A 25750-nucleotide genomic window follows, 5' to 3' on the forward strand; every position below is an offset into this window, starting at 1 on the left:
CCTCACGCGGTGAGGAACGGGTCGTAGCGGATCTGGCTGGGGTGGACGCCGACACGCAGCAGTTCGGTCACCGTCGCTTCGATCATGGCGGCGGGCCCTGACACGAGAATGTCGTGCTCCGTCCACGGCCCCCAGCGCGTCACCGCCTCGGCTGTCGTGGCCTGCTCGGCGTCCGGTGTGGACGATGTGTCCTCGACGACGGGCCACACCGTCAGCCACGGGTTGCTGGTGGAGAACGAGTAAAGCCGGTCGAGCGCGTAGAGGTCGTCCCAGTGGCGCGCGCCGTAGAGCAGTGTGGTCTCGGGGTTGTCCACCCAGCGGCCGAGGTCGTCGATGATCGCCTGGATCGGCGCGATCCCGGTGCCGCCCGCGATCATGAGGACCGGCCTTCTCGACTCCCGATCGACCTGGAGGCAGCCCATCGGCGCGCCGAACTTCCACACGTCGCCCGGTTGGGTGTGCCCGACGATGGCCCTGGAGACCCAGCCGCCGTCAACGGCGCGGACGTGGAACTCCAGCGAGCCGTCCGTTCGTGGGGCGTTGGCAGGGGAAAGGCAGCGCCACAGCCGGGGCCGCTGCGGTACCTCGACGGTGACGTACTGCCCTGCGCGGTACGGCATCGCCTGGTCGAGTTCGACCCGCACCAGCGCGAGATCCCAGCTCAGGCGGTGGTGCTCGGACACGGTTCCCGTCCAGTACGGAGGCTCGACGCCGTCGGCCTCGGCGTCGGCGGCCGCGTCCTGCATGGCCCTGGCCACCAGCGTGTACGCCTCGGCCCAGGCTCGTTCCACCTCGGGGGTCCAGACGGCCCCGAGGCAGTGCTTCAACGAGCCGAGCAGGGCTGTGCCGACGGCCTCGTAGTGCGAGGGGTGCAGCTCGAACTTGCGGTGGTCCCTGCCGAGTTGCCGCAACACAGGCACCAGGTCGTCGGGCCGGTGCACCAGGCGAAGGACCCTGATCAGCGCGCGCACGACCCGCCCGTTCTCCGCCTGCATGCTCACAGGGAAGAACTCCCGCGCCGACGGCGAGAGGTGGAACAGCAGCCGGTAGAACTCCTGCTCCACCTCCTCGCGGTACGGCCGTGCGAACTGCCAGGTTCGCTCGATGTTCTCGACGAGGTCGGTGACGGCCTGCGGTGCCTTGCGGGGCGGGGCCAGTTCGGGAACGGGACTGATCAGGCTGTCTGTCATCAGCCTGCCTCACAGCGTCCGCGCCGAGCGCGAGTGGTACGCATTGCCACGCACACCTTCGGCTCCTTCTGTCGCACACGACGGGTCCAACAGTAAGTCTGCCCTAAGACCTGCGGTAGCCGGTGGTGCGAGGCTCTCTCGGCGAGGCGGGCGCACGGCTCGACCCCCGAGGTCGCCGCGACCGGGAGCGGCCCGCGACGGCCCTCGGGGGCCGATCATCGCAAGGGAAGGTGCGGCACGTGGCGGGGAGCGTCAGCTCCGCACCTTCTCCACCTTCTTCACCTCACCCGACCGCAGCTTCGCGGCGAAGTCCTTGACCTCGTTCTTCACCACGGGCACGAGCACGTAGAGGCCGATGATGTTGAACAGGGCCAGGAGGAACAGCACCGCGTCGGCGAAGTCGAGGACGCTGCCCAGGGTCAGCACGGAGCCCGCGACCACGAACAGGCAGAAGAGCACCTGGTAGAGGCGCTCGCTCGCGCGCGACTTGCCGAACAGGAACGCCCACGCCTTCTGGCCGTAGTAGCCCCAGGTGATGATCGTGGAGATCGCGAAGAGCGCCACGGCGACGGTCAGGACGTAGGGGAACCAGGGCAGCACCGTGGCGAAGGACTCGGACGTCACGGTGACGCCGTCGGCCTTCTCGCCTGTCTCGACGTAGGCGAGCTTGGCGTCCTCCCAGAACTGGGTCTTGGCGATCACGATGGTCAGCGCCGTCATGGTGCAGACGACGACCGTGTCGATGAACGGTTCGAGCAGGGCGACGTAGCCCTCGGTGACCGGGTTCTTCGTCTTCACGGCGGAGTGCGCGATGGGGGCGGAGCCGAGGCCTGCCTCGTTCGAGAACGCAGCACGCTGGAAGCCGACGATCAGGGCGCCGATCGTGCCGCCGACGACGCCTTCGGCGGTGAACGCGCCGGAGAGGATCTCCCCGACCGCGGCGGGGATGGAGGTGAAGTTGACGAGGATGACGATGAGGCACGCGGCGATGTAGATGATCGCCATGGTCGGCACGAGGCGGCTGGTCACGGCGCCGACGGACTTGATCCCGCCGATGATGACCGCGCCGACGAGGACGGCGAGGATGATGCCGAAGACGAGTGCGGCGCCGCTGCTGCCGAGCAGGCCGTCGTCGCCGCCGGTGACGTCACGGAGCTGGGCGAAGGTCTGGTTGGCCTGGAACATGTTGCCGCCCGCGAAGGCGAAGAACAGCAGCATGATGGCGGCGAGGACCGCGAGGATCTTGCCGAGCGCGGCGCCGAAGCCGTTGCCGAGCCGCTCGGCGAGACCCTTGCGCAGGTAGTGCATCGGCCCGCCGGAAACGGTGCCGTCCTCGTGAATCTCCCGGTACTTGACGCCGAGGGTGCACTCCACGAACTTCGTACACATACCGAGTAGGCCGGCGACGATCATCCAGAAGGTCGCGCCGGCCCCACCGATGGTGACGGCCACACCGACACCGGCGATGTTGCCGAGGCCCACGGTGCCCGACACCGCGGAGGCGAGCGCCTGGAAGTGGTTGATCTCGCCGGGCTCGTCCTTGTCGGTGTACTTGCCGCGCACGATGTCCACGGCGAGCTTGAACTTCCGGAACTGGACGAAGCCGAAGTAGATCGAGAAGACGGTCGCGGCGACGACCAGCCAGGCCACGATCCACGGGAACGAGATGCTCCCGATGGTGACCTCGCCGAAGACGAATCCGGACAGCGCGTCGGTGACGGGTTGGAAGACGCTGTTGATGCTCTCCTCGATGGAGCCGAGGACTCCCTGTTCGGCCGCGAGGACCGAGTTCGCTGTGTCGGCCGGTGGGCTCGACGAGGCAGCAACGCTGGTGATGACAGACATGGTCCGGTAGTTGACCCCAAAGGGTGGGTCAAGACAAGAGGAAGCGCGTATCTGTTACCCGTTGTTACTGCCAAACTCCACGATGGTGGCTAGTTGAGTGGAACAGACTCAACTTTTCTGACGTTGATGATGTCGAAGAGGGTCTTCGCACACACCAGAGGTGAGGGATGGACGCTTTCAACCCGACCACGAAAACGCAACAGGCGATCTCCTCTGCGGCCCAGGCCGCCACCATGGCGGGTAACCCGGAGATCTCACCCGCACACCTGCTCGGCGCTCTGCTGGCGCAGAGCGACGGGCTGGCCACTCCCCTGCTCGCGGCCGTGGGCGCCGACGCGGGCGTCGTCCGCAAGGAGCTGGAGCCGATCACGTCGGGTCTGCCGTCGGCGATGGGCGCCACCGTGTCGTCGCCGCAGTTCGACACCCATGCCGTGAAGTCGCTGACCCATGCGCAGAAGCTCGCCACCGAGCTGGGTGATGAATACGTTTCGACCGAGCATGTGCTCGTCGGCCTCGCCTCGGAGGGCGGGCCGGTCGCGAGCCTGCTCAAACGGCACGGGGCGACACCCGAGGCGTTGCGGGAGGCGTTCACGCAGGTCCGTGGCTCGGCGAGAGTCACGACTCCCGAGCCGGAAGGCACATACAAGGCGCTGGAGAAGTACGGTGTCGATCTCACCGAGCGCGCGAGGGCCGGCGAACTGGACCCGGTGATCGGCAGGGACTCCGAGATCCGCAGGGTCGTCCAGGTCCTGTCGCGGCGCACCAAGAACAACCCGGTCCTGATCGGTGAGCCCGGTGTCGGCAAGACCGCGATCGTCGAGGGACTCGCCCAGCGGATCGTGGCGGGTGACGTGCCCGAGTCGCTGCGCGGCAAGCGGGTCGTCGCGCTCGATCTCGGCTCGATGGTGGCGGGCGCGAAGTACCGCGGCGAGTTCGAGGAACGCCTGAAGGCCGTGCTGAAGGAGATCAAGGAATCGAACGGCCAGGTCGTCACGTTCATCGACGAGCTGCACACGATCGTCGGCGCTGGAGCGGCAGGCGGTGGTGACTCCTCCCTCGACGCGGGCAACATGATCAAGCCGATGCTCGCGCGAGGCGAACTCCGCATGGTTGGTGCCACCACGCTCGACGAGTACCGCAGGCACATCGAGAAGGACGCCGCGCTGGAGCGGCGGTTCCAGCAGGTCATGGTGGGCGAGCCGTCGGTCGAGGACACCGTCGGCATCCTCCGTGGACTGAAGGAACGCTACGAGGTCCACCACGGTGTCCGGATCACCGATGCGGCGCTGGTCGCCGCTGCGACGCTGTCCGATCGCTACATCACGGCGCGGTTCCTGCCCGACAAGGCCATCGACCTCGTTGACGAGGCGGCGTCGCGCCTTCGCATGGAGATCGACTCTCGCCCCGTGGAGATCGACGAGGTCGAGCGCGCGGTGCGGCGTATGGAGATCGAGGAAATGGCACTGTCCAAGGAGGACGATCCTGCCTCGAGGGAGCGCCTTGCCGCGCTGAGGGCGGAGCTGGCCGAACGTCGCGAGGAGCTGAACGCGCTCACCGCGAGGTGGCAGAACGAGAAGGGCTCCATCGAGCGTGTGCGGGAGCTGAAGGAGCAGCTTGAGCAGTTGCGCGGTGAGTCGGAGAGGGCCGAGCGTGACGGCGACCTCGGAAGGGCCGCCGAACTGCGCTACGGCCGCATCCCCGCTCTGGAGAAGGAGCTTGAGGAGGCCACGAGGGTCACGGAGGAGAAGGCCACCGACGTGATGCTCAAGGAGGAGGTCGGTGCCGACGACGTCGCCGACGTGGTGAGCGCGTGGACCGGGATTCCGGCAGGCAGGCTTCTCGAAGGCGAGACCGGCAAGCTGCTGCGCATGGAGGAGGAGCTCGCCAAGCGCGTTGTCGGGCAGCCCGACGCCGTGCGAGTCGTGTCGGACGCGGTTCGCCGCGCTCGCGCAGGAGTGGCCGACCCGGACAGGCCGACGGGGTCGTTCCTCTTCCTCGGCCCGACCGGTGTCGGCAAGACCGAGCTGGCCAAGGCCCTCGCGGAGTTCCTCTTCGACGACGAGAGGGCGATTCTGCGCATCGACATGAGCGAGTACAGCGAGAAGCACTCGGTGGCCAGGCTCGTCGGAGCGCCTCCCGGTTACGTCGGCTACGAGCAGGGCGGCCAGCTCACCGAGTCGGTTCGCAGGCGGCCCTACTCGGTGGTGTTGCTCGACGAGGTCGAGAAGGCCCACCCCGACGTGTTCGACGTGCTGTTGCAGGTGCTCGACGACGGTCGGCTCACCGACGGGCAGGGCCGCACGGTGGACTTCCGCAACACCATCCTGGTGCTGACCTCGAACCTCGGTTCGCAGATCATCGCCGACCCTGCTCTGTCAGAGGAGCAGCGCAAGGACTCGGTGATGGCCGTCGTGCAGAAGCACTTCAAGCCCGAGTTCCTCAACCGGCTCGACGACGTCGTGGTGTTCGGTGCGCTCGACACCGAACAGCTCACCTCGATCGTGGACATCCAGGTTGGCAGGCTGGCGAGGCGGCTCTCGCAGCGAAGGCTCACCCTCGACGTCACCCCCGCCGCACGCGAGTGGCTCGCGCTCAACGGCTACGACCCGATCTACGGGGCGAGGCCGCTGCGCAGGCTGGTGCAGTCGGCGATCGGCGACCAGTTGGCGAAGAAGCTGCTCGCGGGCGAGATCAGGGACGGCGACACGGTGCGGGTTGATACGCCCGAACTCGACACAGGAGAGGACGCGTTGCGGGTCGCTCGCGTCGAATGATCGAAAATGCTCCGAAAGGGTAGGCCCGACACGGCCCGCTGATCTTGGTTGGCGGGCCGTGACGGCTACCCTGTATCGCCGTGGGTATTCCAGCGTGGATCTGGTTCGTCATCGCCGCCGTCGCCGCGGTGGCCGGGCTCGCCTTGCTCACCGCCGACCGAGCGCGGGAGAGTTCGCGTAACCGCGAGCGCGCACGCTGGGCGGAGTTGCGGGGCTGGCAGTACGTCGAGGAGGACGAGCGGCTGCCCCGCCAGTGGACGGGCGGCGCGATCGGCTACTTCGGCGCCCAGGGTGCCGTGAACGTCGTCGCGGGCTCCACGTTCACATCGGACGGTCGTCGCCCCGTTTTCGTCTTCGACATCGAGGCCGACAACGTCATCCCCGCCGTGATCGTGGCCGTGCGCTGCAACCGGGTTCATCCGGTGCTGCTGGAACTGTGGCTCGCGAGCGTGCCGTTCCAGCGCGCGGAGATGCCCGAGCTGCTCGGGCCTGTCGGCCAGCGGTACGCGTTCGCCGACGACGTCACCTCGGCCCGTGCGATGGTCAGTCAGGACCTCGTGGACGCCGCCGACGCGCTGGGCGGAGACGTCGGGGTGGCGTGGCTGGAAGGCGAGTGGGTGCTCGCCAGCGTCGCGCCCAACGTGGGTCCTTCGAGGCTGGAGCGCCTGCTGCGGGACCTCGGCGAGATCGCCGACATCGTGGACCCGTTCGACGACGATGTGCAGCGGCCGAGTCTGGCCAGTGGCGTCGGCGGCTCCCCGCAGGGCGACGCGAAGGCCGAGGACGGCAGCGCCGACTGAGCGGTTCGGGGCACGGCTTCAGCCGAGTTCGAGTGTGCCCGACAGGTGCACGCGGTCGTCCGTCAGCGGTTCACCGCGCCTGCCCGGCTCGGGTTCGTGCCGTGGTTCGTCCTGCGTGGCGAACGGCGTGACCACGGTGGGCGTCTCCTCCGTGCGCGACTGGTCGATCGGCTCGTGCCAGCCGCCCCCTTCACTCCCGAACTCGGGGTGCTCGGGCTCACCGGAACGGCCTGCCTGGCTGAACACCGTGTCGTGTTCGTCGGGGAAGGCGGGTTCCGGTTCGAATCCGGAGAGGTCGAGTGTTCCCGTGAAGCGTCCGCCGTCCTGAATGGACAGTTCCCGGTAAATCAGCGTGTGCTCGACAGGCTGGGAGCCTGCCGCGAAACCCTCCGAGTACGAGTGCGCGTCGAGACCGGGACGGTCCCGCACGTCAGGGGCGTCGGCGTCGCCGGGTCTCTGCTCGACGTCGAAGCCTTCACCGTTGTCGCCGCCTCGCGAGGATTCGAGTGCCGCCGTGAAGCCGCGAACGAACGACAGGTAGTCGAGGTCACCGTTCTCCATCTGGCTTCATTCCTCTTGCCGGGCCAGCCGCGCGGTCGGTGGAAAGATACTGCCTGTGTCCCGAGGCGCGATCTCCAGGGCGGGTACTTTGGGATCATGCCAGTCGCACTGATCACGGGAGCGACCGCCGGTATCGGGGCGGCGTTCGCGAAGAAGCTCTCCTCGCAGGGATACGACCTCGTGCTGGTGGCCCGTGACGAACGCAGGCTGGCCGAGCAGGCCGAGGTGCTCCGTACCACCTACGGCGTTTCGGTGGAGGTGCTGCCTGCCGATCTCTCGACCCGCGACGGGATGGCGATCGTGGAGCGGCGGCTTGCCGACCCCGGCGTGAACCTGCTGGTCAACAACGCGGGGCTGGGGCTCGCCGGCGAGTTCTGGACGGCGTCGATGGACGAGTTGCAGCACCAGCTCGACGTCAACGTGACGGCGGTGCTGCGGTTGAGCAGGGCCGCGCTGCCAGCCATGCGCGAGCGCGGGTCGGGGGCGATCGTCAACGTCTCCAGCGTGGCGGGCTTCTTCTCGGGAAGGGGCTCCACCTACACGGCGAGCAAGGCATGGGTGACGTCGTTCACCGACGGGCTCGCTTCGGCCTTGTACGGCTCCGGCGTTCGCGTCATGGCCGTGTGCCCCGGCTTCACGAACACCGAGTTCCACGAGCGGGCGGGGCTCGCCAAGACCGGCCCGAAGGCGTTCTGGCTCTCCGCGGACCGTGTGGTGGACGAGGCGCTGGCCGACCTCGAGCGAGGGAAGGTCGTCTCCGTTCCGAGCAAGCGCTACAAGGCTGTGGTGGCCGTCGCGCGGCTGCTGCCGAGGGAACTGGTGCGCAGACTCGGTGGCCGCTTCGCGGGGCGCGACCGCACTTGAGGCGGGCCCTCGGACGGAAATCCGTCGTGTCAGACTTGGTGCTCGTGGCGAACCCTTCCCTCGACCAAGCAGCGAAGATCGAACTGGCTCGGCTGGTCACCGAGCTGTGTGTGGTGCACGGCAAGGTCACCCTGGCATCCGGGGTGGAGGCCGACTACTACGTGGATCTGCGCAGGGCCACGCTGCACCACAGGGCCGCTCCGCTGATCGGCAAGTTGCTGCGCCAGCTCACGGCCGACTGGGATTTCGTGGCCGTCGGCGGTCTGACGCTGGGCGCGGACCCGGTGGCCACCGCCATGTTGCACTCCGCGGCCTCCGACGATGTCGTGCTCGACGCCTTCGTGGTCCGCAAGTCGCTCAAGGAACACGGGATGCAGCGCCGCATCGAGGGCATGGAGGTCGCTGGTCAGCGCGTGCTGGCCGTCGAGGACACCTCGACGACGGGCGGCAGCGTGCTCACGGCCGTGGACGCGCTGCGCGAGGCGGGAGCCACGGTCGTCGGTGTGGCCACCGTGGTGGACAGGGCGACGGGTGCCAAGGAGGCGATCGAGGCGAGGGGTCTGCCGTACCGGTACCTGCTCGACCTCGACGATCTCGGCCTCAGCTGATCTATTCCCGCTCTTTCTCACCTTTTGGATGCGGCCTCACCTGCCCGTTTCGGAGTACCGTTGCCCTGATCAAGGGGGAGCCGACACGGGCAGGTGGCCGATGCTGGGGTTTCTGACGACGCTGACGACGGGCGTGCACTTCCTGGCCCTGCTCTACATCGGCCTCGGCGGGTTCCTCGCGTGGTTCTGGCCGAAGTCGATCTTCATTCACATCTTTTTCGCCCTGTGGGGCGTCGCGGTGAACGTGTTGCCACTGGCCTGCCCGCTGACGGAGTTCGAGGACTACCTGCGAGGACTGCGGGGGCTCGAACCGCTGCCTGGCGGGTTCAACGCGTACTACATCTACGACACGCTGTTCCCGCGCGACGCGCTTCCCGTCGTCGGTGTCGGCGCACTCGTGCTGGTGCTGTTCTCCTACCTCGGCGCCTATGTGCGGTGGCGGGCCCGCACGGTCCCCGAGTCGTCCGGCACGCGCACAATGGCGAGGTGAACGGCCGGACGATCCAGAACCCGACATCCTCCCGCGAAGAGCCCGTCGAGGTGGTGGGGCCGACGGAGTGGACCCACAGGGACGACATCGGTGTCGGCCCGTGGGAGGGACCGTGGCCCGAGGACGAGCGCTATGACCCCGAGCTGCTCGAACACGGTGATCGCCGCAACGTGGTCGATGCCTACCGCTACTGGCGCAGGGAGGCGATCGTCGCCGACGTTGACGCCCGCAGGCATCCGTTCCACGTCGCGATCGAGAATTTCCAGCACGACCACAACATCGGCACGGTGGTCAGGACGGCCAACGCGTTCGCGGCGAAGGCCGTGCACATCGTGGGAAGGCGGAGGTGGAACCGCCGGGGTGCGATGGTCACCGACCGCTACCAGCATCTGCACCACCATGCTGAGGTGTCAGGGCTCGTGGAGTTCGCCGCCGAGCAGGGGCTCAGGGTCGTCGCGGTGGACAACACACCGGGCTCGCAGCCGATCGAGACGGCCGTGTTGCCGAGGGATTGCGTGCTGCTGTTCGGGCAGGAAGGCCCTGGACTGTCCGGCGACGCTCAGCGGGCCGCGTCGATGGTGGTCTCGATCGCGCAGTTCGGGACGACCCGATCGATCAACGCGGGAGTGGCTGCCGGCATCGTGATGCACGCCTGGGTGCGGCAGCACGCCGACCTCTCGACGGCCTGGTGAGCTGTTCGCGCCTTGACTGCTACTCCGGGCACCCGCACGACCCGCGGTGACGCAGTGCGGGCGGGAGGCGCACGGTCTCCGGCGGCCGGTGAGGGTCGCGCAGGCGGCTCAGCAGTAGCCGCACCGCCGATCTGCCGATCTCCGCGACGGGCTGTGCCATGGTCGTCAGCGGGGGATCGACGAGGTCGGCCCACTCGGGATCGTCGTATCCCACGACGGCGAGGTCGGTGCCGATCCGCAGGCCGCGCCGCCTCGCCTCGTGGAGCACGCCGACCATCATCGCGTCGTTGGCCACGACCACGGCCGTCACGGGGTCGGGCAGGTCGAGCAGCCGCGCGAGCGCATGGGCTCCGCCGCGCCGTTCGGAGTGCCCGCATGCCACGAGTTCGGCGTTCCACGGCAATCCGGATCTGCCGAGTCCGAGCCGGTAGCCGAGGGTGCGTTCGTCGCTGGTGGCGAGTCTCTCCGCCCCGCTGACGAGGCCGATGCGGCGATGACCGCGTGCGCAGAGGTGTTCCGTGAGCGCCGAGGTTGCCTGGATGTTCTCGGCGCCGATCTGGTCGTGCTGGCCCTTGGGGCTGAGCCGATCGACGAGCACGGTCGGCGTTCCCATCGCGCTCAGTTCCGCCTGCACCCCTGCGTCGCCGGGGACGGGTGTCAGCAGCACACCCTCGACGCGACGTGCCCGGAGCGCCCTCACGACGTCCTGTTCGGTCTCCACGGTGTCGTGGGTGTCGGAGAGCAGCACCGTGTACCCGGACGCGGCGGCCTCGCGCTCGATGGCCTGGATGAGGGTGGCGAAGTACGGATTGGCCAGCAGCGAGATCGCGACGCCGATCGAGCGGGTTCCTCCGGTGACGAGGGAGCGGGCGATCACGTCGCCGGTGTAGCCCGTGCTGGCGATGGCGTCGAGCACCGCCGTCCTTGTGGCAGGGGCCACGGGCCGGGTGCCGTTGACCACGTGCGAGACGGTGGTGATGGAGACACCGGCCAGCTCGGCGATGTCGCGCTGCGTGGGCCTTCGAGACGGCGGCATGGTTCGTCCCCTTCGCTCACAGTGCGCCGGAACACTGCCAAGCGTTTGCGCAAACGCTTGCAGCGCAGAATAGTCCTTGCCTACCGTGCCTGGCAGGACGTCGGGTCGGGAGGTTTTTCCACGGTGAGCGTGCTGTTGGCGGGGCTGTGCACCGTCGATCTCGTCCAGCGCGTCGAATACCTGCCCGAACCCGGGCAGAAGGTGCGTTCTCGGGACATGGCACTTGCTGCGGGCGGCCCCGCGGCCGGTGCCGCCGTCGCGGTCGCGGCACTCGGCGGAGAGCCACTGCTGCTCACGGTGCTCGGTCGCCACCCGCTCGCCGAGCTCGCTCGCGCCGACCTCGCCGAGTGCGGTGTCACCGTGCTGGACGCGCTGCCGCAGTGGGACCGGCCTCCACCGCTGAGCGCGGTCGCCGTGCGTGAGCGCGACGGTGAGCGCGTCGTCGTCTCCCCGGGCGCCGACGATGCCGCCGACGCCCGGCTACTCGCCGGTTTCGGTCCAGAGGCACTCGACGCCGCACTTGCCGGAAGGCAGCCGAAGGCAGTGCTTGTGGACGGCCACTACCCCGCACTCGCTCGTGCCGCCGTGGCCCTGGCGCGGGCTCACGACCGGCCCGTCGTGGTGGACGCGGGGAGCTGGAAGCCGGTGTTCGCCGATGTCTTTCCCCACGCCGACGTCGTGGCCTGCTCGGCGGGATTCACAGCCCCGGAGGGAGCGCTCGACGGCGTCGAGGTCGTGATCACCACGGCGGGTCCTGACCCCGTGCGCTGGCGTGGCCCGCATGGCGAGGGTGAGGTCGCCGTCCCCGAGGTGGACGCACGCGACACGCTGGGAGCGGGTGACGTGTGGCACGGTGCACTCGTGTTCCGCGCCGGGCTTTCCGACATCGAAGAGCGGATCGCGTTCGCGAACGCTGTCGCGTCGGAGCGCGTTCGGCACGCAGGCCCCCGAAGCTGGATCGGCCCGGTCAGGGCGATGATGGGAGAGAGATGACATCGTTCGAGGAACTGCTGAACCGCGCACACGCCCTGGCAGAGCGGGGTGAGCGGACAGTGCTGGGTATCGCAGGTGCTCCGGCTTCCGGTAAGACAACGCTGGCGTGGCGGCTGGCCGACGCGCTTGGCGCGCAGGCGGCAGTCGTGGGCATGGACGGTTTCCACCTCGCGCAGGTGGAGCTGAACCGGCTCGGGCGCACCGACCGCAAGGGTGCACCGGACACCTTCGACGCACATGGCTACGTGCACCTCATCCGGCGGCTCGCGGCAGGCACGGAAACGGTGTACGCGCCGGAGTTCCGCAGGGAGATCGAGGAGCCCATCGCGGGTGCCGTTCCCGTGTCGGAGAAGGTGCGCCTGGTGATCACCGAGGGGAACTATCTGCTGCTGGACACAGACCCGTGGGGCGAGCTGCGGTCGTTGATCGACGAGGTGTGGTTCCTCGAACCGGACGAGGACGACCGCATCGAACGGCTCGTGACGCGGCACCGCAAGTTCGGGCGTTCGCTGGTGGAGGCTCAGCAGCGCGCCCGTGGTTCCGACCAGCGCAATGCCGACCTCATCGCGCCCACGGCCACGCGAGCCGACCTGGTGATCAAGGATATGGAACTGCCGCACTTCGCGGTGTGAACGGCCTCGGGGGTGGGCGTCAGGCGCTGGCGGTCTCGGTCCTGTCGTCCACCGGCTTGCGCATTTCCTGGCGGTAGCGCCACACGCCGTAGGCGGTGCCGAACACGAAGAACACCACGCTGCCCCACACGAGCACCGTGTTGAGCCACGGAATCGACGTCAGCAGGCCTGCGGCGTAGAAGCCGAGGAGAACCAGCGTGGGAACCCACAGGATCGCCCCGGCTGTGGTGGCCAGCATGAATCTGCGCGAGTTCATGCCCGCGGCTCCCGCGACGAGGGGAGCCAGCGTGCGTATCCACGGGATCCAGCGCGCCGCGACAATGGCGAGGAAACCCCTGCGATCGAGGAACGCCTTCGCGCGGTCGAGGTTCGGCTTGTTGAGCACCCGTCCGCCCCTTCGGGCGATGAACCGCGTGCCCGTCTGCCTTCCCACGTAGTACCCGACCTGATTGCCGACGACGGCCGTGACGAGAGCGACGCCGGACAGCGCCCACGCCTGCCCCTCGGAGTCGTGTTGCGCCAGCACCACGCCCGCGGCGAAGAGCAGGGAGTCGCCGGGCAGGAAGAGCCCGACGATCAGCGCACATTCGACGAACACGAAGCTGAGGACAATGGCCCACACCAGCAGCGGTCCCGCGGTCGCCAGCCAGTCGAGGCCGACCGCCGTGGCTTCGGCGTTCACTGCATCCACGTCGGCAGCGTACGTGCCTCGTGAGCGTCGTAGGAAATCCCGCCGAGATCGACACGGTGGGTGTGCCGCGCCGTCACGAAGCGATAGGACGACGCGGCACCCCGGTTCAGGCCATCGCGGCGGCGGCGCTGTCCGTCTCAGGCGAGTCGTTCCCGGCTTCGGCGTCCTTCTTGGCAGGACCGCCCGTCAGCGGGATCTCCTTCATGAACAGCAGCACGACGAAGGCCAGTGCCGACACCGCGGCGCCGAGGTAGAACACCGAGCTGATCGACTCCGTGAACCCGACGAAGAACGGCTCGGCCTGCTCGATCGGGAGCTGCTGCAGGAACGACGAGTCCTCCATCACGTTGCCGTTCACGGACCGCATGGCCTCGGGCGGAAGGCCGGAGGCGGTGAACGCGGCTGCGATGTTGTCCGTCAGCGTGCTGAACACGATGGAGAGGAACACCGCGACGCCGAGCGTGCCGCCGATCTGCCTGAAGAAGGTCGCCGACGCCGTCGAGACGCCCATGTCGCGACGCGGCCCCGCGTTCTGCACGGCGATGATGAGTGTCTGCATGCAGTTGCCGAGCCCGAATCCGATGATCGCCATGACGATCATCGACTTCCACACGGGAGTGTTCCACTCGACCTGCGCGAACAGCACCATCCCCACCGTCATCAGTGCGGTTCCGACGAGAGGGAAGATCTTGTAGCGGCCGGTGCGGGAAGTCAGCTGCCCCGAGATCACCGAAGCCGACATGACGCCGACCATCAACGGCAACATCAGCATCCCTGACGCGGTGGGCGAGTAGCCCTGGACGATCTGGAGGTACTGCGGGATCAGCATCATGGCGCCGAACATGGCGATGCCGACGATGACCCCACCGGCGATCGCGACACTGAAGGTCGAGTTGCGGAACAGCCGGAGCGGGATCAGTGCCTCGTCGCCCATGCGCCGCTCGACGGCGAGGAAGAGCACGAGACCGATCGCGCCGACGACGTAGCAGATGAGGGCGGCCTGCGAGCCCCAGCCCCATTCGCGGCCCTGCTCGGCCACGAGCAGCAACGGCACGAGGCACACCACGAGCGCGAACCCGCCCCACCAGTCGATGCGGTGATCGTGCCGGGTGTGCGGCACGTTCAGCACCTTGGCGACCACGAACAGGGCGATCGCGCCGAGCGGGACGTTCACGAGGAACACCCAGCGCCAGCCCTCGAAGCCGAACACGGGGTCCAGTCCGGCGAAGAAGCCGCCGAGCACGGGCCCGAGCACCGTGGACGTACCGAACACGGCGAGGAAGAAGCCCTGGTACCGGGCGCGTTCCCGGGGCGGAACGAGGTCACCGAGGATGGTCAGGGCGAGCGACATGAGCCCGCCAGCGCCGACACCCTGAACGGCTCTGAACGCGGCCAGCGAGTACATGCTCTCCGCGAAGGCGGAGGCGAGTGAGCCCACCACGAAGATCGTGATGGCCGCGAGGTAGAAGGGCTTGCGCCCGTAGATGTCGGACAGCTTGCCGTAGATCGGGGTGGAGATGGTGGCTGTGATCAGGTAGGCCGTCGTGATCCACGCCTGCATGCTCAGGCCGTGCAGGTCGTCGGCGATCGTCCGGATCGCGGTACCCACGACCGTCTGGTCGAGCGCGGCGAGGAACATGCCGGTCATCAGCCCGATGAGGATGACGACGATCTGCCGGTGGCTCAGTGCGGGCGCGTCGTCCTCGGGATGTGGATCTCCCGGTCTCGCCGCCGATTCCTGTGCTGCGGTGGTCATGTGCATTCCCCCTTGCCTGTACGGTCAGCCAGCGGACCGCACGTCTCGATGTGGTTGTTGAGCTGGGACAGCAGGCTGTTCAAGGCGATCCGGTCGGCGTCGGTCCACGCGGAGAGAACCTGCTCCAGCCACTCGTTGCGCGCCCTGCGGTTGGCCTCGAAGATGCGAAGCCCTTCCTGCGTGACGGCGAGCAGCGAGGCCCGCCCGTCCTCGGGATCGGCCTGCCGCTCCACGAGGCCGTGGTCCACCAGTGTGCTGCTCTGCCTGCTGATGGTGGAGATGTCGGAGTGCAGGACTTCGGCGAGGTGGCTGGCCCGCTGCGGTCCCTTGTCGATGAGGTGGAAGAGGATGGCGTAGGCCGCGCTCTCCAAGCCTTCGGGGCCCACCTTCGTGATCCGGGACTTGACGCGGGAGACGAGCCGGACGAGGCGGATCAGCTGGGTGGCCAGTTGATCGGCGCTGCCGTCGGGCGTCCCGCGACACGGGAATGGGGCGTGCTGGGGCCGCTCTGTCATGATCGATTTCCCGCCGGCATGGTTGGTGGATACAAGCAACTTTCGTTCCCCACGATCCCCGTGCCCGTGGTCGCACGGCAACTGAATTTCCTGTGAGGAGTCACACGTCCGGCATCCAGCACCCGCCTCACCGCGTGCTGGAGATTGGCCCCTCACCCGTTAGCGTTACGCCATGAGCAACGCCCTACTCGGCAGACTGCGCGCCGACCTCGGCGCCGACGCCGTGGTGACGGACCCCGACGTCATGGCCTCCTACGCCCGCGACCAGATGCCGCTCGCGCCTGCGGGAAGGCCGCTGGCCGTGGTGCTGCCCGACGACGTCGAGGGCGTCCGCGCGGCTGTGCGCGCGTGTGCCGAGGCGACGGTGCCGATCGTGCCGAGGGGCGCCGGAAGCGGGCTGTCCGGTGCCGCCAACGCCGTTGACGGCTGCGTCGTCCTGGTCATGACCAAACTCGACCGGATCGTCGAGATCGACCCGGCCGACCGGCTCGCCGTGGTCCAGCCCGGTGTGGTGAACCAGGCTCTGCGGGACGCCGTGGCCAAGCACGGTCTGTTCTACCCTCCCGACCCTTCCAGCTACGACTGGTGCACGGTCGGCGGCAACCTCGCCACCAACGCGGGGGGCCTGTGCTGCGTGAAGTACGGCGTCACGGCGGACTTCGTGCTCGGCCTCGAGGTCGTGCTCGCCGACGGTTCGGTGCTGCGAACGGGACGGCGCACGGTCAAGGGCGTCGCGGGCTACGACCTGACCCGGCTCTTCGTGGGAAGCGAGGGCACGCTCGGCGTCATCACAGAGGCCACGCTGGCGTTGCGGCCGCTGCCGCAGGCTCCCGCGACGCTGGTCGCCGCGTTCCCCTCCGCCGTCTCCGCGGGCACGGCCGTGAGCCGCATCGTGCGGGACGGCCTCGTGCCGTCGCTGATGGAGGTCATGGACGCGACGACCATCAGGGCGGTGCAGGACTACCTGCACACCGACCTCGGCACCGGTTCCGATTCGGGGACGTTGCTGCTCTGCCAGTCCGACACCGGTGGCGCGCAGGCGATCGCCGAGTTGGAGGCCGTCGAGCGCATCTGTGCCGACGCGGGAGCCGAGATGACCTACCAGACAGGCGATCCCGCCGAGGGAGACCTGCTCATGAAGGCCCGAAGGGTGGCGCACAGCGCGCTGGAGAGCACGGGATCGTGCATGACCGACGACGTGTGCGTGCCGAGGACGCGCATCGCCGACCTCATCACCGGCTGCGAGCGCATCGCCGACGACACCGGCCTCACGGTGGCCGTGGTCGGTCACGCCGGTGACGGCAACATGCACCCGACCGTCGTCTACGACGCGACGGCCGACGGCGAGTTCGACAGGGCCCGGCGCGCGTTCGACGCGATCCTCGACCTCGGGCTCTCGCTCGGCGGCACGATCACCGGCGAGCACGGTGTCGGCAAGTTCAAGCAGGACTGGCTGGCGAGGGAGATCGGTCCCGTCGGGCTCGACGTCCACCGTCGCCTCAAGCGGGCACTCGACCCGGACAACCTCTTCAACCCCGGCTCGATGTTCTCGATGTGACGCTCACAGCACCGTGACGAGGCCGAGCAGCGAGCCCACGGCGAGACCGAGCGAGGCCGCGAGGATCAGCACCCAGCGCGCCGGCAGTCGTTCGGGTTCGCGACGGTGGTTCCCACGGGAGACCGGTGCGGGGCGCACGTCCGCGTCGCCGTTCGCCGGAAGCCGCCCGCCTGGCTCGTCTCCTGCCGTGCCGGAGAGCAGCCCGTAGCCACCGGCGAGCCCTGCAACGGGCGTCGGGTGGTCGGTGGGCGCGGCGGTCCGCGCGGGCGGTGGCGCGGACGGCGCTGGCATGGGCTGCGCGGGCGGTGGCGCGGATGGCGCCGGCACGGGCTGCGTGGGCGTCATCGGTGGGGCCGGTGGCGCCGGTGGTGCGTACCGCGCCTGCGCACGCAACGCCTCCGCGAGCAGGCGCTCCGGGTCGTCGGTCATCGCCGCACAGCGTAGTCGCGTGACGCACCACCGACCGTGCGCCCGTCTCGTTCGCCCCCGGCTCCCGAGACGGGAGGCTGCCGTGTCGGCAGCGGCGGACACGGCAGCCGAGCAGGGAGAAGGGCAGCGCCGGTCACCTCCATCGCAGGCGCCACTGATCCGCGCCCGGCTTCAGACCGGTACAGGTGCGCCGCCCACCCACGTGCCTCGTCGCAGCACGCCGGTGACCCGCAGATCGTCGTCGAGCACGACCACATCGGCCAGGAGTCCCTGCCTCAGCGATCCGGTCTCGCCGTCGATGCCCAGGAGCAGGGCGGGGTGGGTGGCCGTCGCGGCGACGGCGTCGGTGATGCCGAGCCCAGCGCCGTGGACGAGATTGCGGAAGGCGGCGTCCATGGTGAGCGTGCTGCCTGCGAGGGAACCGTTGTCGGCGAGGGTGGCGACCCCGCCCGAGACCTCGACGTCGAGGCTGCCGAGCCGGTATCTGCCGTCGGCGACGTCGGTCGCGGACATCGCGTCGGTGACGAGCACGGTCCTCGACCGGCCCGCGTGCCGTGCGGCGAGCCTGAGTACATCGGGATGGACATGCACGAGATCGCAGATCAGCTCGACGGTGACTCGTTCGTCGTCGAGCAGGACTCCGATCGGCCCGGGTTCCCTGTGGTGGAGGGGGCGCATGCCGTTGAACAGATGCGTCGCCACGGTGGCACCCGCGTCCACGGCGGCTCTCACCTGGTCGGCGACCGCGTCCGTGTGCCCGATCGCCGCGATCACGCCTGCGTCCACGAGCTGGCGCACCGCCTTGATGCCGCCGGTGAGTTCCGGTGCGAGCGTGACCATGCGGATGTTCCCGCGTCCGGCTTCCAGGAGAGCGTCGATGACGCCGGGTTCGGGATCGCGCAGAACCGAGGGGTCGTGCGCACCGCACCGCGCCCGCGCGATGAAGGGGCCTTCGAGATGAACGCCTGCCAGTTCCTCGTCGGCGACCAGTTCGGCGAGGGCCGCGAGCTGGCCTGCGAGTTCGTCAGGCGGTGCCGACACGAGGCTCGCCATGAGGGTGGTGGTGCCGTGCCTGCGGTGAGTGGCGATCGCCGTGGCCGCCTCGTCGGCGTCGGCGCTGGTGAACGAACCTCCCCCGCCACCGTGGCAGTGCAAATCGACGAACCCGGGCACCACGTGCGCTCCAGCGAGGTCGAGGTGTGTGCCTGCCGGTGGCGTTCCCGTGCCGACTCCGCTGATCCGCTCACCCGAGACGGAGAGCCACCCGGTTTCGAGTGTCCCGTCGGGGCAGTGGATGCGTCCGCCGGTCAGGACGAGGTCGTCGGTGCGCGTCACGATCACATCTTATTGGTCCAGACCAAGCCGGGCCATCGTCCCGGGAGTGACACTGCTTGCGTCAGTGCCCTCTCGGGCGGTGCCCGTCGTTCATCGCGCGTTGCAGTGCTTCCAGCGCACGGCTCGCCGTGGACTTCACCGTTCCTCGCGAGATGCCCGCGGCTTCCGAGATCTCCGCCTCGGACAGACCGCCGTAGTAGCGCAGAACGAGAACCTCGCGTTGCCTCGGCGGCAGTTTCGACAGTGCGGCGACCACGGCCTGATGCTCGGTGGACAGCATCGCGAGGCTCTCGGCCGACCGCGCGTTCACGACATGCGGCGGGACGTAGTCGCGTGCGGTCTTGCGCCGCCGCAGCACACTGCGCGAGCCGTTGACCACCGCCGTCCGCAGGTACGACACCGCGGCGGCGGCGTCCCGCAGCTTCCCCCAGTTGCGGTGCAGACCGGTGAACGCCTCCTGCACCACGTCCTCCGCCGTCGCCGGTTCGTCAACAAGGAGGATCGCGAGGCGGACGAGGCGCATCCGATGCTGCCGGTAGAGGTCTTCGAGCGTGAGAGGTCCTGACGGCTTCGCGCGTTGTGGCACGGGCGCGTCAAGCGTGCGCAGGTGGGAAAGCGTGTGCTCGACGCTTCGTTCGACACCGCGCTCCGCCCCGCGCGCGACACCACGGTGGCGCATCGGCTCGGTGCTGCCGTGCATCCGAAACCTGCCCATCCTCGACGACTGCTCCTTGAGCAAGAGCGTATCGGCTACCGATCCGCGTGCCCAACGTATACAGGCACGGCTGCCGAGGTGGGCATGCCAGCGACACGGGCAGGGTCGTAGCGTGTGGCCATGGCTTGGTTCGTGGTGGAGCAGACGTATATGCCGGAGCGATTCGCCGAGGTGCGACCCCGGCACAGGGAGTACCTTTCCTCGCTGGTCGCCGACGGCACCGTGGCCGTCGCCGGACCCGTGGACGGCGACAAGGGCGGCATGGTGATCTACCGCGTGCGCGACGCCGACCATCTCCAGGAGATCATCGACGCAGACCCGTACCACCTCGAAGGCGCCATCGCCGAGCGCACCGTGCGGGAGTTCAAGCCGGTTCTCGGTTCCTGGCTCGCGGGCTGAGCGTCGTTCGGTGGCGCCGAGGCCACCAGGGTCGTTCCGGCGTCCCGGAGCATCACGTGCGCGTGACCTCGGTCGCCGCCCTGCCGCCGTGTCCGGTGACGGCGGACTCCCTCGCGCCTCGGGCGGCGATGTCGGCGAGCGCCGCCTCGTCCGCCGAGGGCACCCGGGAACGCGAGCCGAGTTCGATGACAGGCGGAAGGAACGCCCGGAACACCTTCAACGCCCCCACCCAGCGCGGGACGTGGATCGTGCGAGCTCTGCGGCGGACGCCGGCCTGGAGGCAGTCGAGCGCGAACGACAGCGGATAGGTTCTGCCGATGGGGCCCGGCATGGAGCCGCGCAGTTTGCCGAAAACCGGGTGCGCGTCCGCGCTCTCCACGAGGTCGGTCTTGATCCAGGTGGGGTGTGCGACTCCGACCTTGACGCCGAGGTGGGCGACCTCGGCCCTCAGGCTGTTGCAGAACGCCTCGACGCCTGCCTTCGCGGCGGCGTAGTTGGCCATGCCCGGCGCGTGTGTGATGGCGGCGAGTGACGAGATGGCGAGCAGGTAGCCCCTGCGCTCGACGACGTACGGCAACGTGACGCGGAACGTGCGCCAGACGCCGAGCAGGTCAACCTCGAAGACGCGCTCGAACGCCTCGGGATCGACCGATCGCACGAAACCCGTCGTGGCGATGCCCGCGTTCGCGATGACGACGTCGATGCCGCCGAAGTGCTCGACGACGCCCTCCACGGCGGCTGTCAGGGCTTTCCAGTCCGTGACGTCGGCTTCCCACGACCGGGCCGCGCGCCCAATGCGGTCGGCGACCTCCTGCTGTTCTCCTGCTTCGAGGCCCACCAGCGCGACCTTCGCGCCGTCGGCGGCGAGCCGCTGGGCGAGCCCTGCGCCGATGCCTCTGGCCGCTCCGGTGACGAGCACGACCTTGCCGCGGACGTTCCTCGTGGTCCATCTGGTGGGCAGTCCCCACAATGTCCATCTGGTGGGCAGTCCCCACAATGACGCCATCGGGTGCCTCCAGTGTTGCCGGTCGGGACGGGCACCACGGAACTTACTGCAAGTAGGCTACTTGGCGGTAGGTATTCTCGGGAATGATCATGCTCGGGTCGCCGTTGCGGAAGTCATGACAGTCAACCTTGGCTCGATCGGCATCTGGCACATGCAACCCGTGCTCGACGCCGACCTCGCGGTGGAAGCGGAGAAACTCGGCTACGGCGCCGTCTGGCTGGGCGGATCACCGCCCGCCGACCTCGAAGTGGTCGAGGCACTGCTCGACGCGACCGTCCGCATCGCCGTGGCAACCGGCATCGTCAACATGTGGCAGGCCGACCCTGCGGAGCTCGCTCGCTCCTACCACCGCATCGAGGCGAAACACCCCGGCCGGTTCCTGCTCGGCGTCGGTGTCGGCCATCGTGAGGCCACCCAGGAGTACCAGAAGCCCTACGACAAGATCGTCTCCTATCTCGACGTCCTCGACGCCGAAGGTGTGCCACGGGAGGCGCTCGCGCTCGCCGCGCTCGGACCCAAGGTGCTGCGCCTCGCTGCCGAGCGCACGGCGGGCGCGCATCCGTACCTGACCACACCCGAGCACACGCGCCGGGCTCGCGAGATTCTCGGGGACGGCGTCCTGCTCGCCCCCGAGCAGAAGGTGGTGCTCGACCAGGACCCCCGGCGTGCGAGGGAGAGCGCCCGGCCGATGGTGTCCTTCTACCTCGGGCTGGCGAACTACGCGAGCAACCTGCGCAGGCTCGGCTTCACCGACGCCGACCTCGCGGACGGCGGCAGTGACGCGCTGATCGACCAACTCGCCGTCCACGGGGACGCCGCCACGGTGGCCGAAGGTGTGAAGGCCCACCTCGACGCCGGTGCCGACCACGTCTGTGTGCAGGTGCTGCCGCACGAGCGCGACCCGCTGCCCGCCTACCGTGCGCTGGCGGAGGCGCTGGGGCTGTCCTGACGCGGTTGACGTGGCGTGATCCCGGTCCGCCTTCGCCCGCACGCCGCCGCTACGGCTCGTAGGATGCGGGCAGGGGTGTCCTGCCCGGGGAGGTGCCCGGGCAGGACACCGTCCGCGCAAGCGCCCGCTCCCGAGGAGGACAACGATGCCCATCGCCACACCCGAGGTCTACGCCGAGATGCTGGACCGGGCCAAGGCGAACGAGTTCGCGTACCCGGCGATCAACGTGACCTCGTCCGAGACGCTCAACGCCGCGCTGAGGGGCTTCGCGGAGGCGGAGAGCGACGGGATCATCCAGTTCTCCACCGGTGGTGCCGAGTTCGCATCGGGCCAGAAGGTGAAGGACATGGTCACCGGCGCGCGTGCGCTGGCCGAGTTCACGCACGTCGTCGCCGACAAGTATCCGGTGAACGTCGCGCTGCACACCGACCACTGCCCGAAGGACAAGCTCGACGGGTTCGTCAACCCGCTGATCGAGATCTCGAAGGAGCGCGTCGAGCGGGGTGAGAACCCGCTCTTCCAGTCGCACATGTGGGACGGCTCGGCCATCGACCTCGACGAGAACCTCAAGATCGCTGCCGAGCTGCTGGAGCGCGCGGCCGAGGCGAAGATCATCCTTGAGGTCGAGATCGGCGTCGTCGGAGGCGAGGAGGACGGCGTCTCCAACGAGATCAACGAGAAGCTCTACACCGCGGAGGGCGACTTCCTGAAGACCGTTGACGCGCTCGGAGCCGGTGAGAAGGGCCGCTACCTGCTGGCCGCGACGTTCGGCAACGTGCACGGCGCCTACAAGCCCGGCGCGGTGAAGCTGCGCCCCGATGTGCTCAGGCGGGGGCAGGCCGTCGCGGCGGAGAAGCTCGGCCTCGCCGAGGGCTCGAAGCCGTTCGAGCTGGTGTTCCACGGCGGGTCGGGCTCGCTGCTCGAGGAGATCCACGAGGCCGTGTCGTACGGCGTCGTGAAGATGAACGTGGACACCGACACCCAGTACGCCTTCACCCGTCCCGTGGCGGCGCACATGTTCACCAACTACGACGGCGTGCTCAAGGTGGACGGCGAGGTCGGCAACAAGAAGACCTACGACCCGCGCAGCTACCTCAAGAAGGCCGAGGAGTCGATGGCGGCCCGCGTGGCTCAGGCCGCCGAGCACCTGAAGTCAGCAGGCCGCAAGCTCTGACACGTTCGCCGGAGCGAGTTCCGCCGGTCCCACGTCGTGGGGCGCGCCGTGCGTCATGGCGCACAATGTCGTCATGACGCACGGCAACCTCCTCGAACCCGACGCCACCCGACTTCCTGAGCGCCCCGAGGCGCAGGCCGCACTCGACTCGGCCACCGACCCCGCCGAGGTCGCGGCCGAATACCCGGACTTCAGCGAGGCGTGGGCCGCGCTGGCCGAACGCGCGTTGTCCGACGGCAACGTGGTGGCGGCCTACGCCTACGCGCGCACCGGCTACCACAGGGGTCTCGACCAGCTCAGGAGGGCGGGCTGGAAGGGGTTCGGCCCTGTGCCGTGGTCGCACCGCCCGAACCAGGGTTTCCTTCGCTCGCTCGCGGCGCTCGCCCTGGCCGCCCAGCGCATCGGTGAGACCGAGGAGTACGAGCGGTGCTCCACGTTCCTCGCCGAGTCCGACTCCGAGGCCCCGAAGGCGACGGGCCTGGAGAACTAACGATCCAGGGAGTGCGGACGGCGTGTCCGCACTCCCTGCACGGGTGTTGGCACTTCCCGCGCGTGTCCGCACTTCCGGTACATGTGTCCGCACTTCCCGCACGCGTGTCCGCACCTCAGGCGCGGGAGCCCGCGATCAGCAGCGGTCGAGCATCTCCTCGAGCGTGGCCTTCTCGTCCTTCTCCACGGTCAGCTTCCAGGTGTGCTTGACGTCGATCCAGTGGATCGCGTAGGTGCACCGGTAGCTCTCCAGCGGCGGCTGCCACTCCTCGGGCGCCTTGTCGCCCTTGGCCTGGTTGACGTTGTCGGTGACGGCGAGGAGGTTCACGCCGTCGAGGTCGTTGGCGAACTCCTCGCGCCGCTCGTCGGTCCAGGTGTCCGCGCCGGAACGCCAGGCCTCGGCGAGTGGGACGACGTGGTCGATGTCCACGTCCGAGGGGTCGGTCCAGGTGTCCCCGTCGTACGGGCTCGTCCACGACCCCGACGTCGGGCGGCATTTCTCGTCCACCTCGACGCCGGTGCCGTCGCGCTTCAGCACCACCTCGCGGGTGTTGCAGTTGTCGCCCTGTTCGCTCCAGTGCGGGAACCGGTCCCTGTCGTAGCCGTCCATGCTGCCGTCGGCGGCCACCGTGAGTTCGGCGAGCTGCTTGCGGGCCGTCTCCTCGTCGGCGGAATCCCCCGTGCCTCCCGAGTCCCCGGAGGAGGCCGGCGTCGCCGTCGCTGACGACACCGAGCGCGACGAGGCAAGGCCGCTCCCGCCCTCACCCTCGGCCTCCAGCGTCACGACACCGCAGGAGCCGAGCAGGGCAGCGCTGAATACGCTGAATGCGATCAGTCCGGTACGAGGAGTAGTCAACGTGCGCACGGCCTCGACTGTGGCCGATTCGGGTGAACAGATCAATACGTTCGGCCGACGTCACACGAGTAGACCAGCACCGGACCGATAGCCGCTTCGCTGCTCAGGAGATCAGGTTCGCGCACGTGTTGCGGGGCTGATCGCCTTCGAGTATCCCCGAAAGCCAGTAGACCGCCTGTGGGTAGGCCCGCAGCATCCCGCCGATATGCGACGGCACGTACGACGTCGTGAACTGCACGGTGCCGCCCCGCTCACACCAGTCCACCGCCATCTGCCTGCCCTGGTCGTAGGGCACGATGTCGTCGAGTTTGCTGTGCAGCACGAACACGGGGACGTCGGGGGCGCGTTCACCGATCCGCTGCTGCCCCACCACCGAGGCGTACGGCTCCTCGCCGAGGTAGTCCTCCAGCGGCCTTCCGTCCTTGGTCAGTGTCGAGGTGCGGAGGAAGGCGTACTTCAGGATCGCGTCCTCCGTGCACGCCTCGGCGAGCCCGGTCATGAGCCGCTTTCCCTTGTCGTTCACCACGTCGTCGAGGTCCACCTCCTCGTAGGCTGCGTCGAGGCTGAGCAGCGAGAACCCGAGGAATCCCGCCGCGTAGTGGCCGTCGAGCACGGGAGCCACCTCGGCGAGGTTCGCGGGAGGCGCACCGGCGTAGGCGCCCTTGACGTCGAGTTCCGGGGCGTACTCGTCCACGAGTTCGGCCGCGGCCGCCGATGCTCCACCGCCCTGCGAGTAGCCTGCGAGCACCACGGGGCCGTCCGGGGAGAGCCCCGCCTCCGGCAACTGCTGGGCGGCCTTCGCCGCGTCCAGCACCGCGTGTGCCTCGGACGCCCTGTTGACGTAGGTGTGCATGCCGGGAGTGCCGAGGCCCTCGTAGTCGGTGACCACGACGGCGTAGCCGAGCGCGAGCAGGCCGGTGATGAACGGGCCCTCGTACTCGAGCCCGAGTGCCAGCTTCTTCGACGGCGCGCAGTCGTCGCCGACGCCCTGCGTGCCCGGTGCGTAGCTCACCAGCGGACGTGCGCCGTCGCCACGCCACTCCGCCTCGGGCACCAGCAGGGTTCCGGTCACGGCGTTCGCCTCGCCGTGGGTGTCGCTGCTGCGGTACATGAGCCGGTAAGTGTCGGCGTGGGGTTCGATGAGCTTCACGGGGTCGAGGTAGAAGCGGCTCTCCTCGTACCTGATCAGGTCACCGGGTTCGCCTGCGGGGAGCGGCGCCGGCGGTGTGTAGAAGTCGCCGGTGGCGTCCACCGTGGCCTGGTCGGCGTTGGCGGTGGGGCTCGTGGCCACCGTGGTGATACTCGTCACCGCGGTGGCGGTCGCGGCGAGCGCGGCAAGCAGACGTCGGCTTCGACCGGGTGGACGCATGTGCGCTCCTTGTGAATTTTCGAC

The 25750-nt window shown here is 68.8% G+C and carries 25 protein-coding genes and 1 pseudogene; 13 read left to right on the forward strand and 13 right to left on the reverse strand.

Annotated elements, in window-relative coordinates:
• Positions 1-2: 2 nt before the first annotated feature.
• The gene (locus SACXIDRAFT_RS10790; RefSeq protein WP_006238591.1) at positions 3-1190 is read right to left on the reverse strand and encodes an FAD-binding oxidoreductase; all 1188 of its coding nucleotides are present in this window, start codon (positions 1188-1190) and stop codon (positions 3-5) included.
• 252 nt (positions 1191-1442) lie between these two features.
• Entirely contained in the window at positions 1443-3035 is a 1593-nt protein-coding gene (locus SACXIDRAFT_RS10795) for an alanine/glycine:cation symporter family protein (RefSeq protein ID WP_006238592.1), read from the reverse strand.
• 167 nt (positions 3036-3202) lie between these two features.
• Between SACXIDRAFT_RS10795 and clpB the strand changes: the two genes are divergently transcribed.
• Together clpB and SACXIDRAFT_RS10805 are read left to right on the forward strand one after the other, a co-directional pair.
• Positions 3203-5809 carry an ATP-dependent chaperone ClpB gene (gene clpB / locus SACXIDRAFT_RS10800; RefSeq protein ID WP_006238593.1) on the forward strand — a complete coding sequence of 869 codons (2607 nt, stop codon included), beginning with the start codon at positions 3203-3205 and terminating at the stop codon, positions 5807-5809.
• 80 nt (positions 5810-5889) lie between these two features.
• Positions 5890-6609, forward strand: a complete 720-nt coding sequence (locus SACXIDRAFT_RS10805) for a TtfA family protein (RefSeq protein WP_006238594.1) — start codon at positions 5890-5892, stop codon at positions 6607-6609.
• Positions 6610-6627: 18 nt separating this feature from the next.
• On the opposite strand, the gene SACXIDRAFT_RS10810 is transcribed toward SACXIDRAFT_RS10805, so the two are convergent.
• Entirely contained in the window at positions 6628-7170 is a 543-nt protein-coding gene (locus tag SACXIDRAFT_RS10810; protein WP_006238595.1) for a hypothetical protein, read from the reverse strand.
• Positions 7171-7266: 96 nt separating this feature from the next.
• Between SACXIDRAFT_RS10810 and SACXIDRAFT_RS10815 the strand changes: the two genes are divergently transcribed.
• The 4 genes from SACXIDRAFT_RS10815 to SACXIDRAFT_RS10830 all read left to right on the forward strand — a co-directional run bounded on the left by SACXIDRAFT_RS10815 (position 7267) and on the right by SACXIDRAFT_RS10830 (position 9824).
• A complete protein-coding gene (locus tag SACXIDRAFT_RS10815; protein WP_006238596.1) occupies positions 7267-8034 on the forward strand; it encodes an SDR family NAD(P)-dependent oxidoreductase in 768 nt (255 codons plus the stop codon).
• A gap of 26 nt (positions 8035-8060) precedes the next feature.
• Positions 8061-8642, forward strand: coding sequence for an orotate phosphoribosyltransferase (gene pyrE / locus SACXIDRAFT_RS10820; RefSeq protein ID WP_006238597.1), 582 nt, complete (start codon positions 8061-8063; stop codon positions 8640-8642).
• 100 nt (positions 8643-8742) lie between these two features.
• Positions 8743-9132: a DUF2784 domain-containing protein gene (locus SACXIDRAFT_RS10825; protein WP_006238598.1), complete on the forward strand. Its 390-nt coding sequence runs from the start codon at positions 8743-8745 to the stop codon at positions 9130-9132.
• On the forward strand, positions 9129-9824 hold the full coding sequence (locus SACXIDRAFT_RS10830) for a TrmH family RNA methyltransferase (protein ID WP_006238599.1): 696 nt from the start codon (positions 9129-9131) through the stop codon (positions 9822-9824). The genes SACXIDRAFT_RS10825 and SACXIDRAFT_RS10830 overlap by 4 nt, the downstream gene beginning before the upstream one ends.
• Positions 9825-9843: 19 nt before the next feature.
• On the opposite strand, the gene SACXIDRAFT_RS10835 is transcribed toward SACXIDRAFT_RS10830, so the two are convergent.
• On the reverse strand, positions 9844-10860 hold the full coding sequence (locus SACXIDRAFT_RS10835; RefSeq protein WP_006238600.1) for a LacI family DNA-binding transcriptional regulator: 1017 nt from the start codon (positions 10858-10860) through the stop codon (positions 9844-9846).
• A gap of 123 nt (positions 10861-10983) precedes the next feature.
• Between SACXIDRAFT_RS10835 and SACXIDRAFT_RS10840 the strand changes: the two genes are divergently transcribed.
• Both SACXIDRAFT_RS10840 and SACXIDRAFT_RS10845 read left to right on the forward strand, forming a co-directional pair.
• Positions 10984-11853 carry a PfkB family carbohydrate kinase gene (locus SACXIDRAFT_RS10840; RefSeq protein ID WP_006238601.1) on the forward strand — a complete coding sequence of 290 codons (870 nt, stop codon included), beginning with the start codon at positions 10984-10986 and terminating at the stop codon, positions 11851-11853.
• Positions 11850-12485, forward strand: coding sequence for a nucleoside/nucleotide kinase family protein (locus tag SACXIDRAFT_RS10845; RefSeq protein ID WP_006238602.1), 636 nt, complete (start codon positions 11850-11852; stop codon positions 12483-12485). The genes SACXIDRAFT_RS10840 and SACXIDRAFT_RS10845 overlap by 4 nt, the downstream gene beginning before the upstream one ends.
• Before the next feature lie 19 nt (positions 12486-12504).
• Here the strand turns inward: SACXIDRAFT_RS10845 and SACXIDRAFT_RS10850 are convergent, their stop codons facing one another.
• The 3 genes and pseudogenes from SACXIDRAFT_RS10850 to SACXIDRAFT_RS10860 all read right to left on the reverse strand — a co-directional run bounded on the left by SACXIDRAFT_RS10850 (position 12505) and on the right by SACXIDRAFT_RS10860 (position 15447).
• Entirely contained in the window at positions 12505-13176 is a 672-nt protein-coding gene (locus SACXIDRAFT_RS10850) for a DedA family protein (RefSeq protein WP_006238603.1), read from the reverse strand.
• A 154-nt stretch (positions 13177-13330) separates the two neighbouring features.
• Positions 13331-14932, reverse strand: a pseudogene (locus SACXIDRAFT_RS10855) (MDR family MFS transporter); the annotation flags it as partial.
• Positions 14929-15447, reverse strand: coding sequence for a MarR family winged helix-turn-helix transcriptional regulator (locus tag SACXIDRAFT_RS10860; RefSeq protein WP_006238605.1), 519 nt, complete (start codon positions 15445-15447; stop codon positions 14929-14931). The gene SACXIDRAFT_RS10860 and the pseudogene SACXIDRAFT_RS10855, both read right to left, overlap by 4 nt.
• Before the next feature lie 172 nt (positions 15448-15619).
• Between SACXIDRAFT_RS10860 and SACXIDRAFT_RS10865 the strand changes: the two genes are divergently transcribed.
• Positions 15620-17005, forward strand: a complete 1386-nt coding sequence (locus SACXIDRAFT_RS10865; protein ID WP_006238606.1) for an FAD-binding oxidoreductase — start codon at positions 15620-15622, stop codon at positions 17003-17005.
• Between the two features lie 3 nt (positions 17006-17008).
• Here SACXIDRAFT_RS10865 and SACXIDRAFT_RS10870 read toward each other — a convergent pair whose 3' ends face one another.
• From SACXIDRAFT_RS10870 to SACXIDRAFT_RS10880, 3 genes are all read right to left on the reverse strand, one after another.
• The gene (locus SACXIDRAFT_RS10870) at positions 17009-17434 is read right to left on the reverse strand and encodes a hypothetical protein (protein ID WP_040922130.1); all 426 of its coding nucleotides are present in this window, start codon (positions 17432-17434) and stop codon (positions 17009-17011) included.
• Between the two features lie 171 nt (positions 17435-17605).
• Positions 17606-18769 carry an N-acetylglucosamine-6-phosphate deacetylase gene (gene nagA, locus SACXIDRAFT_RS10875; protein WP_040922594.1) on the reverse strand — a complete coding sequence of 388 codons (1164 nt, stop codon included), beginning with the start codon at positions 18767-18769 and terminating at the stop codon, positions 17606-17608.
• A 61-nt stretch (positions 18770-18830) separates the two neighbouring features.
• On the reverse strand, positions 18831-19469 hold the full coding sequence (locus tag SACXIDRAFT_RS10880; protein WP_040922131.1) for an RNA polymerase sigma factor: 639 nt from the start codon (positions 19467-19469) through the stop codon (positions 18831-18833).
• A gap of 135 nt (positions 19470-19604) precedes the next feature.
• Here SACXIDRAFT_RS10880 and SACXIDRAFT_RS10885 point away from each other — a divergent pair, with 135 nt between their 5' ends.
• Positions 19605-19883, forward strand: a complete 279-nt coding sequence (locus SACXIDRAFT_RS10885) for a YciI family protein (RefSeq protein ID WP_006238609.1) — start codon at positions 19605-19607, stop codon at positions 19881-19883.
• Positions 19884-19935: 52 nt separating this feature from the next.
• Here SACXIDRAFT_RS10885 and SACXIDRAFT_RS10890 read toward each other — a convergent pair whose 3' ends face one another.
• Positions 19936-20853 carry an SDR family oxidoreductase gene (locus SACXIDRAFT_RS10890; protein ID WP_085978657.1) on the reverse strand — a complete coding sequence of 306 codons (918 nt, stop codon included), beginning with the start codon at positions 20851-20853 and terminating at the stop codon, positions 19936-19938.
• Between the two features lie 151 nt (positions 20854-21004).
• On the opposite strand from SACXIDRAFT_RS10890, the gene SACXIDRAFT_RS10895 reads away from it, so the two are divergent.
• From SACXIDRAFT_RS10895 to SACXIDRAFT_RS10905, 3 genes are all read left to right on the forward strand, one after another.
• Positions 21005-21838 (forward strand): LLM class F420-dependent oxidoreductase, encoded by an 834-nt coding sequence (locus SACXIDRAFT_RS10895; protein ID WP_006238611.1) that lies wholly within the window; start codon positions 21005-21007, stop codon positions 21836-21838.
• Positions 21839-21983: 145 nt separating this feature from the next.
• On the forward strand, positions 21984-23012 hold the full coding sequence (gene fbaA, locus SACXIDRAFT_RS10900) for a class II fructose-bisphosphate aldolase (RefSeq protein WP_006238612.1): 1029 nt from the start codon (positions 21984-21986) through the stop codon (positions 23010-23012).
• Between the two features lie 73 nt (positions 23013-23085).
• The gene (locus tag SACXIDRAFT_RS10905; protein WP_040922595.1) at positions 23086-23502 is read left to right on the forward strand and encodes a DUF3151 domain-containing protein; all 417 of its coding nucleotides are present in this window, start codon (positions 23086-23088) and stop codon (positions 23500-23502) included.
• A gap of 135 nt (positions 23503-23637) precedes the next feature.
• Here SACXIDRAFT_RS10905 and SACXIDRAFT_RS10910 read toward each other — a convergent pair whose 3' ends face one another.
• Together SACXIDRAFT_RS10910 and SACXIDRAFT_RS10915 are read right to left on the reverse strand one after the other, a co-directional pair.
• A complete protein-coding gene (locus SACXIDRAFT_RS10910) occupies positions 23638-24357 on the reverse strand; it encodes an HNH endonuclease family protein (RefSeq protein ID WP_408640388.1) in 720 nt (239 codons plus the stop codon).
• A 103-nt stretch (positions 24358-24460) separates the two neighbouring features.
• Positions 24461-25726, reverse strand: a complete 1266-nt coding sequence (locus tag SACXIDRAFT_RS10915; RefSeq protein ID WP_006238615.1) for a lipase family protein — start codon at positions 25724-25726, stop codon at positions 24461-24463.
• Positions 25727-25750: the final 24 nt, after the last annotated feature.

The sequence above is a fragment of the Saccharomonospora xinjiangensis XJ-54 genome, from assembly GCF_000258175.1.
Classification (GTDB): domain Bacteria; phylum Actinomycetota; class Actinomycetes; order Mycobacteriales; family Pseudonocardiaceae; genus Saccharomonospora; species Saccharomonospora xinjiangensis.

What these genes read in the sequence shown, in the direction of transcription:
- SACXIDRAFT_RS10790 (WP_006238591.1), bottom strand. Translation starts at nt 1,190, where the DNA reads ATGACAGACAGCCTGATCAGTCCCGTTCCCGAACTGGCCCCGCCCCGC.
- SACXIDRAFT_RS10795 (WP_006238592.1), bottom strand. Translation starts at nt 3,035, where the DNA reads ATGTCTGTCATCACCAGCGTTGCTGCCTCGTCGAGCCCACCGGCCGAC.
- clpB (WP_006238593.1), top strand. Translation starts at nt 3,203, where the DNA reads ATGGACGCTTTCAACCCGACCACGAAAACGCAACAGGCGATCTCCTCT.
- SACXIDRAFT_RS10810 (WP_006238595.1), bottom strand. Translation starts at nt 7,170, where the DNA reads ATGGAGAACGGTGACCTCGACTACCTGTCGTTCGTTCGCGGCTTCACG.
- SACXIDRAFT_RS10815 (WP_006238596.1), top strand. Translation starts at nt 7,267, where the DNA reads ATGCCAGTCGCACTGATCACGGGAGCGACCGCCGGTATCGGGGCGGCG.
- SACXIDRAFT_RS10825 (WP_006238598.1), top strand. Translation starts at nt 8,743, where the DNA reads ATGCTGGGGTTTCTGACGACGCTGACGACGGGCGTGCACTTCCTGGCC.
- SACXIDRAFT_RS10835 (WP_006238600.1), bottom strand. Translation starts at nt 10,860, where the DNA reads ATGCCGCCGTCTCGAAGGCCCACGCAGCGCGACATCGCCGAGCTGGCC.
- SACXIDRAFT_RS10845 (WP_006238602.1), top strand. Translation starts at nt 11,850, where the DNA reads ATGACATCGTTCGAGGAACTGCTGAACCGCGCACACGCCCTGGCAGAG.
- SACXIDRAFT_RS10860 (WP_006238605.1), bottom strand. Translation starts at nt 15,447, where the DNA reads ATGACAGAGCGGCCCCAGCACGCCCCATTCCCGTGTCGCGGGACGCCC.
- SACXIDRAFT_RS10865 (WP_006238606.1), top strand. Translation starts at nt 15,620, where the DNA reads ATGAGCAACGCCCTACTCGGCAGACTGCGCGCCGACCTCGGCGCCGAC.
- SACXIDRAFT_RS10870 (WP_040922130.1), bottom strand. Translation starts at nt 17,434, where the DNA reads ATGACCGACGACCCGGAGCGCCTGCTCGCGGAGGCGTTGCGTGCGCAG.
- SACXIDRAFT_RS10880 (WP_040922131.1), bottom strand. Translation starts at nt 19,469, where the DNA reads ATGCACGGCAGCACCGAGCCGATGCGCCACCGTGGTGTCGCGCGCGGG.
- SACXIDRAFT_RS10885 (WP_006238609.1), top strand. Translation starts at nt 19,605, where the DNA reads ATGGCTTGGTTCGTGGTGGAGCAGACGTATATGCCGGAGCGATTCGCC.
- SACXIDRAFT_RS10895 (WP_006238611.1), top strand. Translation starts at nt 21,005, where the DNA reads ATGACAGTCAACCTTGGCTCGATCGGCATCTGGCACATGCAACCCGTG.
- fbaA (WP_006238612.1), top strand. Translation starts at nt 21,984, where the DNA reads ATGCCCATCGCCACACCCGAGGTCTACGCCGAGATGCTGGACCGGGCC.
- SACXIDRAFT_RS10905 (WP_040922595.1), top strand. Translation starts at nt 23,086, where the DNA reads ATGACGCACGGCAACCTCCTCGAACCCGACGCCACCCGACTTCCTGAG.
- SACXIDRAFT_RS10915 (WP_006238615.1), bottom strand. Translation starts at nt 25,726, where the DNA reads ATGCGTCCACCCGGTCGAAGCCGACGTCTGCTTGCCGCGCTCGCCGCG.